The organism is Lactobacillus sp. IBH004 (assembly GCF_026185255.2).
In the GTDB taxonomy this organism is placed as follows: Bacteria; Bacillota; Bacilli; order Lactobacillales; family Lactobacillaceae; genus Lactobacillus; species Lactobacillus melliventris.
In genome coordinates this window covers 792,573-808,923 of the sequence record NZ_CP110217.2, presented here as the reverse complement: position 1 = coordinate 808,923, position 16,351 = coordinate 792,573, and the positions used below count along the sequence as shown (strand labels likewise).

The window sequence follows — 16,351 nt, the reverse complement described above, 5'->3', positions numbered from 1 at the left end:
AATAATTATTCGCCTAAATAGGCAAAGGCAACTTTTTCATCATAAAGATGAAATACTTTTTCAAAAAGGAAGCGACAAATCATTGCTACTACAACCGGAAATACTATCCAGACAATTAGCGCCATTACAATATTAATGCTTGCTTTACCAGCGTCTAATGAGGCAAGAGGTCCAACTAAACCGACGAGGCCAAAGCCAGCAGAAGCTGGTGTGCCACTAACATGGAATAAGGCTACTGGAATAGCGGAAAGAGCTGCAGTAATTAAGGTTGGCAAAACGATAATTGGATATCTAAAAAGATTAGGCATCATCATTTTCATAGCTCCTAGTGCTATGGCGATGGTAACTCCTGATTTATTAGTGCGCCAGGAATGAACTACTAATACCAAAGTGGTTGCGGCCACCCCCATCGCGGCTGCTCCTGCGGAGATACCATTTAACTGAATTGCCATACCAATAGCAACAGTTGATATTGGCGAAATGATTAAGACTGCAAACATACAGGAAATTAAAATACACATTAATATTGGTTGTAGGTTAGTAAAGGAGTTAATTACAGCGCCCAGCCAAGTGGTAATTTTACTGACATAAGGCAAAATCAACATGCCAATTAGGCCTGCTCCACCACCCACAAAAATCGGTGCGGCAACAATTTTGACAGAGCCAAAATGTTGTCCAACTAATAGCAAAAGTCCCACAGCCAAACCAGCGGTAATCATGGTATTAATCAGATCGCCTGTTCCTGCAGATACAAAAACTCCCTGAGCTTTAGTAGCTGGGTTAACAATCTGTGGCACAAACTTGGTTACCCCAGAACCAACATATGCGGCAGCTCCTACAATAGCAACATCGAGTGGCTCCATTTTAAATTGAATCGCAATTAACGCACCAATCAATAGTGGCGTAGCACATTGAAAGATCAAAAGCGCTTGATTAATAGTTGCAGTCACCGGATTTTGTCCAAATAACTTTAAAATTGCGCTGACAACTGCATTGGGAATTAGCCCCACAATAATTCCAGTTGCGGTTCCGGCTAAAATCTTATTAAGAAAAGTTTTTACTGTTAGTTTATTGGTGTTGGTTGTATCAGCCATATTTATACTCCTTTAATTAAATAGTTCTTAAGTATGCTTTGTCAGCAAAATAATTTGTGACAAAATCGAAATATGCTGATTGCTAATTCGTCTCATTGCTTTTTCCTCCCTTAAAATTAATTATTAAGTATTTTATCATTTTATTTAAAAATGTACACTAAAATGTTAATTTATTTTAATGTTAATTATCTGGCAAAAAAATAACTTCATTTATTGCAAATGAAGTTACAGCAATTAACGAAACTATTTAATTATTTATCTCATTTTTTGCTCAAGTCTAAACAAGTTTAAATAACTTAGTAAAATTATGACACTGACAAACGTCAAAAATAGAAAGGCTTCTTGACTTCCTTGAGCAGTGAGTGCAGCATAATTGCCCGGTCTTTTTTGCCAAGAAGAAATAATGGCAGCCATTACGGTAGTACCCATTGAGCCAGCATATTGCTGGCCAGTTTGAAAGACTGCGGTAGCATCAGTATGCAATTCTTCTGGTTGCAGTTTTGAGGCCTCTGCCATTGTGTTGTTAAACGCCATTTGGCGACCAATAATCATAATTCCGTAAAAGACACCGACCATCACTGTACTAATTTTTAAGCTAAAAATCGCAAAAAGCAGACATGCTGTTAAACAAAATACTGTTCCGGTTAACAAAGGTAACGGTGCACCCTTTTTATCATAAATACGTCCAAACCACGGATTTAAGATACCACTAATAATACATCCCGGAAGTAAAACTAAACCACCAACAAGAGAACTAGCGTGATTAACAATCTGCACGTAGTTAGGAACGGCAAAACTAGTGCCAATATTAATAAACTGAAGTAACAGATAGGAAATCATGGCAAAAATAAAGGGCTTATTTTTGAAAATACTCAAGTTTATTAATTTCTTCTTACTTGAGCGTGAAAGTTTAATAAATACGTATACTAAAATCGCCACTACTACCATGCTGAGCCAAAAGCCAACATCTGTTAAACCATTACTAATGCGATTAAAGCCTAAGTTAAAAATAATCATTGCACTGGCAATAACGATATAGCTTAACCAGTCAAAGCTGGGATGCTTTTTTTCATGGTATTGCTCTACCACAAATAGGCCCAAGATCATGATAATTATTGCAATTATAGCTACAATTTCAAAAATTAGTGGCCAGCCAAAATAGTAAACCACAGTGCCACCAAAGGTTGGCCCCAAAGATGGTGCAAGTATAATAACTAAGCCTGTTAGTCCCATGTAAAAGCCCCATTTTTCTTGCGGCATCAGTTCAACAACCATGTTGAACATTAATGGAATTGAAAGACCAGCACCGATTGACGAAATTAAGCGACCTGCCAGTAAGACCCCAAAATTAGTCGCAAAGCCCGCTACAACCGATCCGGCAATAAAAGCAATTGCAGCAGTTAAAAATAATTGTCTCGCGGAAAAACGATCATTCAAATATGAACTCGCAACCATAATTACAGAAATTGTCAGTAAGTACCCAGTTGTAGTCCACTGAACTAATCCCAAACCGATATGAAATTGTTTCATTAAAGTGGGAAAAGTAACATTTAAGCTAGTTTCAGTTAGTATTGAAACAAAAGCCATTAAAGCACAACTGATAATCGCCAAAACCCGTTTTGGTGTCTCTTTTTTTTCTTCCATATATTTCTCCTTAATAAAAAAGGGTTAAAAGTCATAAACTTTTACCCTTTCCATTATGATTAAATATCACTATATATGATGTACAGGTTAATCTCTATATATTTATGTTAGTCTTATTTAAAAGAAGTTGCAATAAATAAAAATTAGTTTTCCTGTTTGAATCTATTAGCTAGGTCATCGTGTAATTCTTCATAACCTGGTTTGTTAAGCAAACCAAACATATTACGCTTATATTCTTCAACGCCTGGCTGGTTGAATGGATTAATGCCATTGACATAACCAGAAACAGCAATAGCCAACTCAAAGAAGTAAATTAAGTAGCCTAAAGTATGTTCAGTTTGATCTGGTATATTAACTGTCATTACCGGTACTCCACCATCTGTGTGAGCCAGAACAACACCCTCATAAGCACGTTCATTAACAAAGTTTAAACTCTTACCGGATAAGAAATTCAGCTGGTCTAAATTGCGATCATCAGAAGGAATTTCGACATCATTTGTGGGTTTTTCAACTCTAATAACAGTTTCAAAGAGGTTTCTTCTGCCTTCTTGAATATATTGTCCTAATGAATGAAGGTCGGTAGTGAAATTGGCGCTTGCTGGCCAAATACCTTTATTATCCTTACCTTCAGATTCACCCATTAATTGTTTGCACCATTCACTAAACATTCTTAAAGTTGGTTCGTAATTTTCAACTATTTCAGTAGTGTAACCCTTGCGATACAAAATATTACGCAATGCAGCATATTGATAAGGGGTTGCTTTACTCAAGTCTGTATCGGTGTAATCGGCTCTGGCATCAGCAGCACCTTTCATCAACTGATCAATATCAGCTCCAGAAACAGCTATTGGTAAAAGACCCACAGCCGACAAAACGCTGTAACGACCACCAATATCGTCCGGCACAACAAATTCTTCGTAGCCTTCAGCGTCTGCCTCAGTCTTCAATGCTCCCTTAGCCTTATCGGTGGTAGCAAAAATTCTGGTCTTAGCCTCTTCTTCACCATACTTTTTAATTAATTTATCTTTAAAAATGCGGAAAGCAACAGCTGGTTCGGTAGTTGTACCAGACTTAGAAATAATATTTACGCTAAAGTCCTTATCGCCAACCCACTCGATTAAGTCATGTAAGTATGAGCCGGACAATGAATTGCCGCAAAAAACAATAGTAGGATATTTTTCTTTACCCTTACCGTAAAACGCACCATTCAAAAATTCAACGGCAGCTTGAGCACCTAAGTAAGAACCACCTATTCCGATACATACCAATACTTCAGAATCACTTTGAATCTTTTTAGCGGCTTTTTTAATTCTGGCAAACTCATCTTGGTCATAATTAACTGGCAGATCAATCCAGCCAAGAAAATCATTACCTGCACCTGTGCCATCTTTAAGCTCTTTAGCAGAAGCATCAACAATAGCCTGCATTTCACTTAGTTCATTTTCATGAACAAATGGGGTTAATTTGGTGCTATCAAATTTAATTAAACTCATATTTACGCTCTCCTTACTGAATTAAATACTTCTTTCACAAAAACATTTTAGCAATCTTATTTTATAAATGCCAGACCTTTTAGTTAGTTTTACGAGACTTTCTCCTGATTAACATAACCAATAAGTAACCAAAATAGCCAACAGCCGTGCCGCAACTATTAAAGAACACATCATCAATATCGGTCACTCCAGTTTCAAGCAAAAATTGCATCCCTTCAATGAAAACCGAAAAAATAATTCCGGCTAATAAAACCCGCCAGAACGTTTGCTTTTTTGGAAAAACAAATGGTGACAAAAAGCCAAAAGGTACAAAACAAAGAATGTTTCCCAAAGAATTATAAAAAAAATCAAGCCTACTTTGAGCGTGATACATTTTCCACGTTTCCCTGAGAAAGACAAAATTAATTTCATTAAGAGGCCTGTGAAGGTTTAAGGTAAGATTCCAAGGAAAATACGTATTGCGAAAAGTCGTCAACATTAAAACTAATATCAAATAAAAAGCAAATAGCCATACTGCTGCTTCTGACTTTACTGTACGTCTGCTTTTAATAGTCATCAGCCAAATTAAACGCATTACCATAAAAAATAAAAAGTAAAAAAGAGTTTTATCAAGTGCCAACATGATTAGCTTAATCAAAGCAAAATGATTTATTTTGGTCGCATAAAGTTGTGAAAGCTGGTTATATATTGGTCCTAAAAATATCATACTGGTTCAGTTCCTAAAATAGAGTTCATTTAAATTATACTCAAATTTCCTGTTTAATTATTAAAAAAGGTCTAACTATTTGGAAAAGATTGTCTAAAAGTCCAGAAACTTTTAAAATAGTCTGATAAGGGAGAGTTCATTTTGAATAAAAAAAATCTGACCAATTTCATTCAGACTCGTATAGGCTTTTTTTGCCTTCTAGTTGTTTTATTTACACTGAAATACATTTTTGCTGCCTATCATGATTTCAACTTGGGTATTTCCGACCCCTATCAACATTTTATAATGTGGCTGAGTCCGGTTGGCAGTGCTATTTTACTTATTAGCATTGGACTTTATTTTTCTAAGCCGCTTGTTTCTTATTGTGCCATGCTGCTGCTTGATTTTGCAAATTCTGGATTGTTATTTGCAAATATTCTTTATTACCGTCAATTCTCTGATTTTATCACCGTCAAGACCATAACTAATGCTGGAAAAGTCGCTCCTGGTTTAGGAAAAAGCGCTGTAGCACTACTTCAGCCTTCCGATCTATTATTGTGGCTTGATCTTATCGTTGTAGTTACACTATTAATCACTCACAAAATAAAAATTGATCAAAAATCTTTTGGCCTTCTTACCCCTTTTGCTGTTACTTCTGTCGGTAGTTTGGTTTTGGTTCTAAATATTTTTCTGGCCGAATCATCCAGACCAAGGTTATTAGGGACAACTTTTGATCGTTCATACATTGTCAAATACCTTGGTATTAATACTTATACTGTCTATGATGGTATTAAGAATGAACAAACGGAACAGGTAAATAGAAATGCCAATACTGCCGATTTAAACAAAATTTTGACTTATAATCAAAGAAATAAATTGCCCGCAAATCCAGAGTATTTCGGTAAAGAAAAGGGCAAAAATGTTATTATTATTCATCTTGAGAGCTTTCAACAATTTTTGATTGATCTGAAAATTAACGGAAAAGAGGTCACACCTTACCTCAATTCAATTTATCACGACAAACACACTTTGAGTTTTGCCAATTTTTACCATCAAGTCGGTATTGGTCGTACCAGTGATGCGGAGAACATGCTGGAAACTGGCACATACGGTATTTCTGATGGCTCTTTATTTACAGCGATGGGCAGTTCAAACACCTTTCAGGCTGCACCACAGATTTTACGTCAACACGGCAACTATACGTCAGCGGTATTTCATGGTAATGTAGGTACTTTTTGGAATCGCGATGATGTTTATAAAAATCTTGGTTATAATTATTTCTTTGACCAAAATTACTTTAGCCATGATAAAAACGACCACATCGGCTACGGTATTAAAGACAAAATATTGTTTGCTGAAAGTATTAAATATTTAGAAAGAATGCAGCAACCTTTTTATACTAAATTCATCACCGTAACTAATCATACACCGTTTGATATGGATGAAGAAGATCTGGATCCAACGTTTAAAACCAGTGATACTTCGGACAAGTCAATTAACAACTACTTTGAAACAGCCCATTATCTGGATCAATCTATTCGCGAATTTTTCGATTACTTAAAGAAATCCGGTTTAATCAAAAACACTATGGTAGTGATCTACGGTGATCATTACGGCTTAACTAATTCGGAGAATGAAACTTTAGCACCGATTGTTGGTGAAAGCTCTGATACCTGGAATGCTTTCAATAACGTACAAATGCAGCGCGTACCTTTTATGATCCACGCACCCAATCTCAAAGGAAAAATTAAACACGAAGTCGCTGGTGAAATTGATGTTTTGCCAACAATACTTCATCTTTTAGGCATTTCTAACCGTAATTATATTCAATTTGGCCATGATCTGTTAGCTCCCAAATATCGTCCGTGGGTTGTTTTTAGGAATGGCACGATTGTCAGTCAAAAGTACGTCATTATCGGTGGTAAGGGCCTTAAGGGAGTAGTCTATGACCGTAAAAGCGGCAAGCAAATTATCAATTTTACTGAACAAGAAAAATATGAAATAAACAAGTTAGCAAAAGAAGGTAAAAAATCATTAAAATACTCAGATTTATTAAATAATCATAATTTGTTACGATTTTACACTCCCAGCGGTTTTAAACCGGTTGACCCAGATGAGTTTGACTACTTAACTAATTTTAAACAAATGGAAGACATTAGACAGCAGTTAAACAATAAATCAACCGCGCTGATAAGTAAACACCGCAAATCTACTACCGGTTTGTATAAGACAGACGCCATCGAATTAAAGGGACGTGAAGAAGAAATTACTACCATTCCTGAATCTGTTTCTGGTAATCACTTAACTGAAAAGAAAAATAAATCTAGTAAAAAGAATAAAAAGTCATATAATAAAGAAAAATAAGAATTAGGAATCTTTGGTGGATTAAAATGCTTTATGTAGTGATTATTTTAGTTATTGTACTTTTATTACTCTCCTGCTGCCGGGTTGTACCTCAAAATAATGAAGGCCTAATAGAAACACTGGGAAAGTATTCCAGAACTGTAAAGGCTGGATTAGTACTGATTATTCCAGTAATTCAGAGATTACGTAAGGTCTCACTGGCAATGTTTCCCGCAGAAATCTCCAAATATTCAATTATTACTAAAGACAATGCAGAAATCACTACCAGTCTAACTCTAAATTATTTGGTAACAGATTCTTACAAGTATTTTTACAACAACACGGATTCAGTTAAATCTATGGTCGAACTCATTCGGGGACACTTGCGTGACATCATCGGAAGAATGGACTTAAATGACGCCTTAGGCTCAACTAGCAGCATTAACACTCAACTTTCAGAAGCTATTGGCGATTTAACAGACATTTATGGCATTCGGGTCGTTCGGGTCAATATTGATGAACTTTTACCTAGTCCAGAGATTCAAAGAGCAATGGATAAGCAGCTTACTGCAGACCGTGAAAAAATAGCAGCTATTGAAAAGGCGGAAGGTGAAGCTAAAAATATTGAATTAACTACCAAAGCTAAAAATGACGCTCTGATTGCTACAGCAAAGGCCAAAGCTGAAGCTGTTAAAACCGAAGCAGACGCAGAAGCGTATCGCATTAACCAGTTACAATTGACCTTAGCAAAAGCCAGTGATGGCTATTTTAAGAATCAAAGCTTAGACAGTTTCAATAATTTAGCTAAAGGTCCCAATAATCTAATTGTGGTAGGAAAAGATGAAATGACTAATCTTGGTTCAATTCCTGTAACTGCAAAAGTTTGGCACGAAACAACTAAAAATGACAAATAAGTCATACAAATAAAAAATCATTTCCTTTTGTGGAAATGATTTTTTTAATCTTCAAGATATTGTTCATAACCCTGGTCAAAAAGTATGATTGTAAATTCCGCTCCTTGATTGATTGCAGATTGGACACTAATTTTGCCACCATGCTGTTTGATCAAAGAGGATACAATAGATAATCCTAAACCATATTCTCCTTTACCAGAGCGGCTGCGTGAAGGATCAGCCTTAAAGTATCTTTCAAAAGCGTATTTAATTTGTTGCTGATTCATTCCGATACCATTATCTTTAATCATAATTACCGTTGCGTGTGCAATTCTATAACCGCTAATTTCAATTTTACCGTTAGCTGTAAATTGAATTGCATTCTGCACCAAATTAACCATTATTTGGGTAAAACGATCTTTATCTGCATAAACAGGCAGATTTTTTGGAGCAGTGATAAAGATTGTATCATCAGCTTTAGCAGCATTTTGCTTAAGTTGCATTGTTACATCATCAAATGTCTTTCTGGCATTAAAGCGCGTTTTAACTAAATTTATTTGGTTATTGCGAATTTTTTCATAATCCAAATTTTCATTAACTAAACGAATCAACCGCTTAGTTTCTCTACTCATCAAGGCAATAGACTTGGGCTTAGCTTTATCAGGAATTGCATCATATTGTAAGCCTTCTAAAATACCATTTATCGTAGTCAAAGGCGTGCGCATCTCATGAGCAGCATCAGCCATAAACTGGTCTCGCCTTTTTTCCTGCTCTTTCACTTCTTGATTTGATTTTTTTAATGTCCGAACCATCCGATTAAAATTATCAGCCAGCTGAGTTATTTCATCATGACCACTGTAATGTGTCTGCACATCAAAGTCACCTGCTGTAACTTTTTTGGTAGCGATAGATAACTTTTTAATTCTATTGGTTGCATAAAAAGAAAGGACCAAGCTGAGTACTAAACCTACAATAATGGCAGAAACTAATGCGTTGAAGAGATTTTGCTTGGCGATTCTTACAGGCCGCTCTACTTGGGCAATTCTGACTCCTAACCACATTGCCCCAATAAATTTTCCCTTATCCTTCCATGGTATAAGTACACCAGTACAAGCGTCTTTTTTATAGCCTAAGCTGGAGAGAGCTTCGTTATTATTTTTGATACGTAGCTTCTTACCACTTTTCAATTGCCTTAGACGGTGAGAAGTAAGTTTAATTTTCTCATTTCTTTGAGGATAAACTTGTGAACCATGTGCATTAAAAACGCTAAGATACACCCTATCGCTATGAAGGACAAATTCCAGCTTATTTAAAAATTTAGGATTCAGCATTGCTGCTCCGTCCTTTTTATCATTTGTAGCCAAAGTCCCTAATGCCGCGGCAAAATCTTCCATTCGCCGATAATTATATTCGTACGATTGTTGAGTAGTATTATTAATTTCAGAAAAACCGATTATTGATACCGTAGTAAGAATGATTAGTAAAAAACTAAGCATATGCTGATAAATCAACTTCATAATAAAGCCTACGAATCATCAAATTTATAGCCAACACCCCAAACGGTTTGGATGACATTTGCACCTACTTTTTCCAATTTTTGGCGTAGCTTTTTAATATGTGCATCCACGGTGCGATCTTCACCATAATAATTATAACCCCAAACAGATTCTAATAATTGTTCACGAGAAAAGACCTGCTTTGGCTTCTGGGCCATGGTATATAACAAATCAAATTCTTTGGGGGTAATATTTTGAACATGCTTATTATCATATAATACTTCACGTCTACTTGTGGAAATTTTTATATGATTAGTAACCACATCAAATTTTTCTCCGGATTCTGCTGTTTTGGTTTGTTCCTGCTTATCATCAATTCTGATTCTGCGTTGCAAAGCTTTAATACGTGCTATTAGCGCCAAAGGACTAAATGGCTTAGATACATAATCGTCGGCACCAGCATTAAATCCTTGAATTTGTTCTTCTTCACTGCTGCGCGCAGTAAGCATGATGATTGGAATTGATGGTGAGATTGCACAAACTTCTTTAGCAACTTCTATGCCATCTTTTTTAGGTAAATTAAGGTCTAGAGTGATCAAATCATATTGATCAGGATTCTCAGCAAACATTTTAACGGCTTGTTCCCCATCAGTGGCAACATCCATGGACCATCCTTCTTTTTCGAAAAACATCCCCATCATTTCTGCAACCGACTGATCATCCTCGACCATTAAAATTTTCAGTTTCATTTTCTGTCCCTAAATCCTTTTGTTCTCTCCTTTTTTACTTTGTCAGGGTCTATATAATCTGCCGGCAGTTCATGACGATTTATCAAAAATTTTTTTAGACTTTTTTCAGTAGCCATGATTGGAAAGATAATGAAAAGATAAAATGTCAGCAGCCAAAGTAAAAAGTAACGATCCCATTTAAGTAAATGGATTCCAACTCCTAATAATAATTGAATTAAACCAAATATAATAAAATAACCTCCTGCTTTATGCTGAGCAAATTTAAAACTTGCTTTATTCACTGTGGCCAAGTACGAATAATATCCGTAAAACGGCCAAGGTCTTTTCGAAGGTGAAATGAGCCATAATAGCCCAACTACTACCATAACTGAGCCACAAGCTATATAGATCATATTTTATTATTCCCCTTAATTGTTCGGCGCAGAAATAACCAATTTCATATTACCTGCGAATGTAAATTTTTTAATATTATTAGGAATTATCAGATTTGTTCCAATTGATAGGTCATATGATTTATTTTCAATTTGAAGTGTACCTGTCCCCTTCATGATTGTTACTAATAAGTAGGGGTGACTATTTAAGCCGGTGTGCCATTTCCCAGCTAAATCGATTTGCCACAAATAAAAATGAGGTGAAACGGGTGGTGCAACCAAAGTTTTAATAGTAGCATCCTGCACGTGATCTATTGTGATATCCAGTTTAGGATCAACATGTGGGACTTGAGTAACAGCGATTGATTTTTGGGTATGCAGTTCGCGTTTCTTACCAGTTTTTTGGTCAACACGATCATAGTCATACAACCTGTATGTTACATCACTAGATTGTTGGGTTTCAATAACCAATATTCCCTTAGTAAGGGCGTGGATTGTTCCTGAAGGGACATAAAAGAAATCACCAGTTTTTACTGGTACTTTGCGTAAAAGTTTATCCCATTCTCCCTTTTCTATCATTTCAGCCAGTTCCGCGCGAGTTTTGGCAGTATGTCCGTAAATTAGATATGATCCAGGATCAGCCTGCAAAACATACCAGCTTTCAGTTTTGCCACTATCGTTTTCTACTTTGCGAGCATATTCATCATTGGGATGAACCTGAACAGACAAATTATCATTTGCATCCAGGAACTTTACCAGCAGCGGAAATTCTTTACTTTCAGGGTTGCCAAATAGCGTCGGGTTTTCTTGATAAACCTGACGCAGACTTTGCCCTTTAAATTGACCATTGATTACTGTAGAAGCATCCTCTTTATAGCCGGAGATTACCCAAGCTTCTCCTACCTTGCCATCCGGAATATTATAATTAAAGATTGTTTTCAATTTGCGTCCACCCCAAATTTTGGGTCTAAAATAAGGAGTAAGAAAAATTGGCTCCATTTTAATCACCTCTCTAATAGTTTAATCTTTTAAGATGTAAATTTAAAACTATTTTTTCAAATATGACAACATTTATTATTGTTATAATAATACTTTTTGCTAACCCTTGCTCACATAAAATAATTTAATTGTAATAGTGTGCTTAAAAAAGGGCAAGAAAAAGCCCGCCAGTTTATCTTGACGGGCTTTTTGGGGGAATAATTTACTACTTTCTTTTTGTTAATCTATCATTTTTTATTCTTTAGTTTATCTAGTCGTGATTGTGCTATTTCCTGCTCTAAATCATGTACATATTGAGTCTTTTGCTCTTTATCCCAGCCATAGTAATCAGACATATGGTTAACGACACCTTCTTTAACCTGGTTTAAAGTATCACTCTTGAATAAGATGTGATAAGTACGCCTTAAGAGATAGTCAACAGGTGTCAATGTCATTTCTTCAGCTAGTGAATAATCAAGGGCTGCTGTTTCGCCAAGACTTAATCCTGCAGCGGGCTTAATCGTTTTTGCATAGTCATAGATTTGCTCTGCTTGTGAACCAAACAAGTTGGCAATTTCCTTGGCATCATCAGCAGTAATTCCGGCTGCTACGCCATCTTTAGCAATTCGAGCAAGTTCTTCTTCTGCATGGTCTGAATCAAAGTCACCACCTGCAACTTTAATTTCAGCAGAATTTTGTAAAGTAAAGTTCTTAGAAAACTTGTCATGAAGCTTTTGCTGTATTTTCTTCATGGCACCATTAGCCATAATACGATAATCTGTTAATTTACCACCAGCTAGAGTAATTAAGCCATCCTCAGCTTCAGTTAATGAACTACCGCGAGATACAGCGGACGGCGCTGAAGTACTGTCAGAGACACTGGCACCAGTTGCTGCATCTGCTGCTTCATTGCCTTCAACTTCGACTTCAATTAGGGGACGAACTCCAGCCCAGCTGGCTTCAATATCGTCAATAGTTAAATGAGCGGAAGGATACTTCTTATTAATAATATTTAACAAATAATCGACATCACTTTGTTCAACAGTAGGATGAGCATAATCACCGGTAAAGTCAGTATCGGTAGTGCCAAAATAGGTTTTACCTTCTCTAGGAATAGTAAAAATCATACGACCGTCTGCTGTACCTGAACCAAAGTAAGTTGGTTGCGGCACAGTCAAGCGTGATTGATCAACTACTAAGTGAACACCCTTTGTAGGACGCAGACGCGGCTTTTTATAAACAGCTTTATCTTCCTGTCTTACTAAATCGGACCAAGGCCCAGAGGTGTTAATAACTACATCCGCATGAATTTCAAATTCTTCACCGGTTAAGTTATCATGGACACGTACGCCGTTAACCTGCTTTTGCTCGTTATGTAAAATCGCAATGCATTTCAGCCGACTAACAGCCAAACATCCTAATTCATGTGCCTTTTTGACATTTTCTACTACTAAACGTGAATCATTGTTTTGGTAGTCTAGGTAAACGCCTGCGCCTTGTAGATTTTCGCTGTTTAATTGTGGCTCCCGTTTTAAAGTTTCTGCTTTATCCATTGTATAGTTAGCATACTTAATTAAAGGAGAGTCACCCTCGATTCCAGCTAAATGATCATATAGATCCATTGCTACTTTGACGGAAAACATGGTAAAAGTTGTTCCCGGCTCATCATAAATTGGTAAAATCATAGGATCAGGCCGAGTCATATGAGGAGCAATATGCTGAACTATTGCACGTTCCTTGACTGTATCAGAAACTACTTGAACATCAAAAGTCTTAAGATAGCGAATACCACCATGAACTAACCTGGTTGAACGTGATGAAGTTCCGCCACCAAAGTCCTGCATATCGATTAAACCGGTTTTCATCTTAGCTGCACTAGCTTGCAATGCAACGCCAGCTCCAGTAATACCGCCACCGATAACCAATAAATCTAATTTTTCATTTTTTAAACGTTCAATTTCTTCCTGTCTGGTTTTAATTGAAAACGCCATGGTATAACCTCTTTCTTTTAGTAAAACTGTTAACTAATTCTTTTGGTAAGGTTTGTATGAAAAACTTTGAGCAGCCTTAACAGCTGATTTCCACCCTTCATAAAGATGGTCTCTTTCAGCGCCACTCATTTGTGGTTTAAATATCTTGCCGACTTTTTGGATTTTCTTTATTTCCTCGAAATCTTTCCAATAGCCAATAGCTAAACCAGCAAGAAAAGCAGCACCTAAAGCGGTTGTTTCAAGATTAGCCGCACGCTCTATTTCAATTCCTAAAATGTCTGCCTGGAATTGCATTAAATAGTCGTTATTGGCAGCACCACCATCGACTTTTAATTTAGGAATTTTAATTTTGGTATCTTCATGCATAGTATCAATAACATCGCGACTTTCATAAGCCAAAGATTGTAGAGTTGCTTTTGTAAAATCATCCCTTGTCGTACCTCTAGTTAAGCCAAAGACTGAACCACGGACATTTGAGTCCCAGTATGGAGCACCTAGACCGGTAAATGCTGGGACGACAAAAACTTCATTGTTATCCTTGGAACGTTTTGCGGCTTCTTCTGATTGAGGAGCGTCATCAATAATGCCCAATTGATCACGCAACCACTGAATAGCAGAACCGGCAACGTAAATACTACCTTCTAAAGCATAATTTACTTTGCCATTAATGCCATATGCCACAGTCGTTAACAAGTTATTGGCCGAGAATTTTGGCTTTTCCCCTGTATTCATAACAGTGAACGCACCGGTACCATAAGTGTTTTTAACCATTCCTGGTTCAAAAGCTAATTGACCAAACAGAGCTGATTGCTGGTCACCAGCCATTCCGGCTATGGGAACTTGACTGCCATAGAAGTGATATTCCGCAGTAGTGCCATAAATTTCAGAATTAGAACGAATTTCCGGTAAAATTTTTCTAGGAATATTTAATAATTTTAGTATCTCATCATCCCAATCAAGTTTGGTAATGTTAAAAAGCATTGTCCGGCTGGCATTAGTGTAATCAGTAACATGAACTTTGCCACCAGTCAGTTTCCAGACGAGCCATGAATCGATGGTGCCAAATAATAATTCACCATTTTCAGCACGCTCCTGAGCGCCAGGAACATGGTCAAGTATCCAGCGAATTTTAGTTGCAGAGAAATATGCATCAGGAATTAAACCGGTTTTTTCATGGATCATATCGGAATACCCGTCAGCAATGATTTTATCGGCAATATCTGAAGTTTGCCGAGATTGCCAGACAATTGCGTGGTAGATTGGCAAGCCAGTTTTCTTATCCCAAATTACAGTCGTTTCCCGTTGGTTAGTGATACCAATAGCGGCAATCTGGTTAGGCTTAATTCCTGAATTAATAAACGAATTGGCAATAGTCGATAAAACTGAATTCCAAATTTCGTTTGCATCATGTTCTACCCAGCCAGGTTTAGGAAAATATTGATTAAACTCTTTCCGTGAATCAATTACTTTTTTACCAGAATGGTCTAAAATAATTGCACGTGTACTTGTAGTACCTTCATCAATCGCTAAAATATATTTTTCAGCCATTATACTTCTCCTTTTTAGTTACAAAACTAATTTAGTAAAGGTAACTGTCGTTACAATTCAATTTTACCCTCGCTTTTTAGTAAGCGCTAACATATAATGATGATAACTTATTAGATAAAGTTATAAGTAAAAGGACAAAATGTGATGAAATATAGCCTATTAGCATATAAATATTTTATAGATGTTGTAGAAACTCAAGGATTTACTCCGGCTGCTAAGAGAAATTTTGTTTCTCAAACTGCCATTAGTAACGCAATAAAAAATTTAGAGGAAGATTTAGGCGTGCAACTGATTGATCGTTCAACTTCCCATTTTAAAGTTACTTTAGCGGGTATTAATCTGTATCACTGTGCAGTACCGGTACTTAAGAAATATTATGAATTTAATGAAAAAATTAGTCAGTTAAATGATTCATTTCAAACGTTGAGAATACATTATTTACATGGTTTTGATTATTGGGCCGTTAGCTTAGCGCGATTACTTACAAAAAACAATTCAGGCTTACAATTACAATTAGATACCGAAAATTTTGCTACTAGTATACCGAAACTTGATGCAGAGGATTACGATGTGCTGATTGGTTTCTCAACAGCGGTAAGTAAAATTAAGAATATTCATGTTAAGAAAATCGGAACTGCCAATTTTGGGATTTTACTGAGCAAAAAAGCTGTTAATCAAGATGGTAGGCTAAAAAGGAATGTTATAAAAAAGCAGCCCCTTTTCTTGCAAAAATGGACTGCTACAGATAAGAATGATGTACAAACAAAAATTAAAAAAATTTTGGCCAAAAAGAACATTTGTTATGAACAAATTATTTATTTAGACAGTTTCGACGCTGCATTATCGAATGTTGTTTTAGATTATGGTATAGCTATCTATCCAGATGAACTGCCATTACCAACAATTTATGCTAAATATGTTACTTTCTTACCAAACTTACCAAAACTAAAATACGATGTTGTCGCAATTTATAAGAATCCAGCTATTTGTAATATATTAGACCATTGCTTGTCTAAAAAATAAGTTTTACGTTGTTTTTTATTAGTGTAACTTTTCCAGCCTACCC

General features: G+C 36.3%; 13 protein-coding genes. 3 read left to right on the top strand and 10 right to left on the bottom strand.

The features are described 5' to 3' along the window. Window positions 1–5: 5 nt before the first annotated feature. The 4 genes from LDX54_RS04100 to LDX54_RS04085 all read right to left on the bottom strand — a co-directional run bounded on the left by LDX54_RS04100 (window position 6) and on the right by LDX54_RS04085 (window position 4,937). Window positions 6–1,094 (bottom strand): PTS sugar transporter subunit IIC, encoded by a 1,089-nt coding sequence (locus LDX54_RS04100; RefSeq protein ID WP_265666801.1) that lies wholly within the window; start codon window positions 1,092–1,094, stop codon window positions 6–8. A 255-nt stretch (window positions 1,095–1,349) separates the two neighbouring features. After that, window positions 1,350–2,738: an MFS transporter gene (locus tag LDX54_RS04095; protein ID WP_265666802.1), complete on the bottom strand. Its 1,389-nt coding sequence runs from the start codon at window positions 2,736–2,738 to the stop codon at window positions 1,350–1,352. Window positions 2,739–2,881: 143 nt separating this feature from the next. Continuing rightward, window positions 2,882–4,231 carry a glucose-6-phosphate isomerase gene (locus tag LDX54_RS04090; RefSeq protein WP_265666803.1) on the bottom strand — a complete coding sequence of 450 codons (1,350 nt, stop codon included), beginning with the start codon at window positions 4,229–4,231 and terminating at the stop codon, window positions 2,882–2,884. Between the two features lie 79 nt (window positions 4,232–4,310). Next, a complete protein-coding gene (locus LDX54_RS04085; RefSeq protein ID WP_187156538.1) occupies window positions 4,311–4,937 on the bottom strand; it encodes a VanZ family protein in 627 nt (208 codons plus the stop codon). Window positions 4,938–5,078: 141 nt separating this feature from the next. On the opposite strand from LDX54_RS04085, the gene LDX54_RS04080 reads away from it, so the two are divergent. After that, the gene (locus tag LDX54_RS04080) at window positions 5,079–7,280 is read left to right on the top strand and encodes an LTA synthase family protein (RefSeq protein WP_187156537.1); all 2,202 of its coding nucleotides are present in this window, start codon (window positions 5,079–5,081) and stop codon (window positions 7,278–7,280) included. 26 nt (window positions 7,281–7,306) lie between these two features. Further along, window positions 7,307–8,173 (top strand): SPFH domain-containing protein, encoded by an 867-nt coding sequence (locus LDX54_RS04075; RefSeq protein WP_187156536.1) that lies wholly within the window; start codon window positions 7,307–7,309, stop codon window positions 8,171–8,173. A gap of 44 nt (window positions 8,174–8,217) precedes the next feature. On the opposite strand, the gene LDX54_RS04070 is transcribed toward LDX54_RS04075, so the two are convergent. From LDX54_RS04070 to glpK, 6 genes are all read right to left on the bottom strand, one after another. After that, entirely contained in the window at window positions 8,218–9,669 is a 1,452-nt protein-coding gene (locus LDX54_RS04070) for a HAMP domain-containing sensor histidine kinase (RefSeq protein WP_265666804.1), read from the bottom strand. 8 nt (window positions 9,670–9,677) lie between these two features. Continuing rightward, window positions 9,678–10,397 carry a response regulator transcription factor gene (locus LDX54_RS04065; protein WP_046324679.1) on the bottom strand — a complete coding sequence of 240 codons (720 nt, stop codon included), beginning with the start codon at window positions 10,395–10,397 and terminating at the stop codon, window positions 9,678–9,680. Beyond that, window positions 10,394–10,789: an SdpI family protein gene (locus LDX54_RS04060; protein WP_187156534.1), complete on the bottom strand. Its 396-nt coding sequence runs from the start codon at window positions 10,787–10,789 to the stop codon at window positions 10,394–10,396. Before LDX54_RS04060 ends, LDX54_RS04065 begins: the two co-directional genes overlap by 4 nt. A 15-nt stretch (window positions 10,790–10,804) precedes the next feature. After that, window positions 10,805–11,767 (bottom strand): type I phosphomannose isomerase catalytic subunit, encoded by a 963-nt coding sequence (locus LDX54_RS04055; RefSeq protein ID WP_187156533.1) that lies wholly within the window; start codon window positions 11,765–11,767, stop codon window positions 10,805–10,807. 227 nt (window positions 11,768–11,994) lie between these two features. Further along, entirely contained in the window at window positions 11,995–13,737 is a 1,743-nt protein-coding gene (locus LDX54_RS04050; protein WP_046324676.1) for an FAD-dependent oxidoreductase, read from the bottom strand. A gap of 33 nt (window positions 13,738–13,770) precedes the next feature. Then, window positions 13,771–15,285, bottom strand: coding sequence for a glycerol kinase GlpK (gene glpK, locus LDX54_RS04045; RefSeq protein ID WP_110445964.1), 1,515 nt, complete (start codon window positions 15,283–15,285; stop codon window positions 13,771–13,773). A gap of 144 nt (window positions 15,286–15,429) precedes the next feature. Between glpK and LDX54_RS04040 the strand changes: the two genes are divergently transcribed. Then, window positions 15,430–16,308, top strand: a complete 879-nt coding sequence (locus tag LDX54_RS04040) for a LysR family transcriptional regulator (RefSeq protein WP_187156532.1) — start codon at window positions 15,430–15,432, stop codon at window positions 16,306–16,308. Window positions 16,309–16,351: the final 43 nt, after the last annotated feature.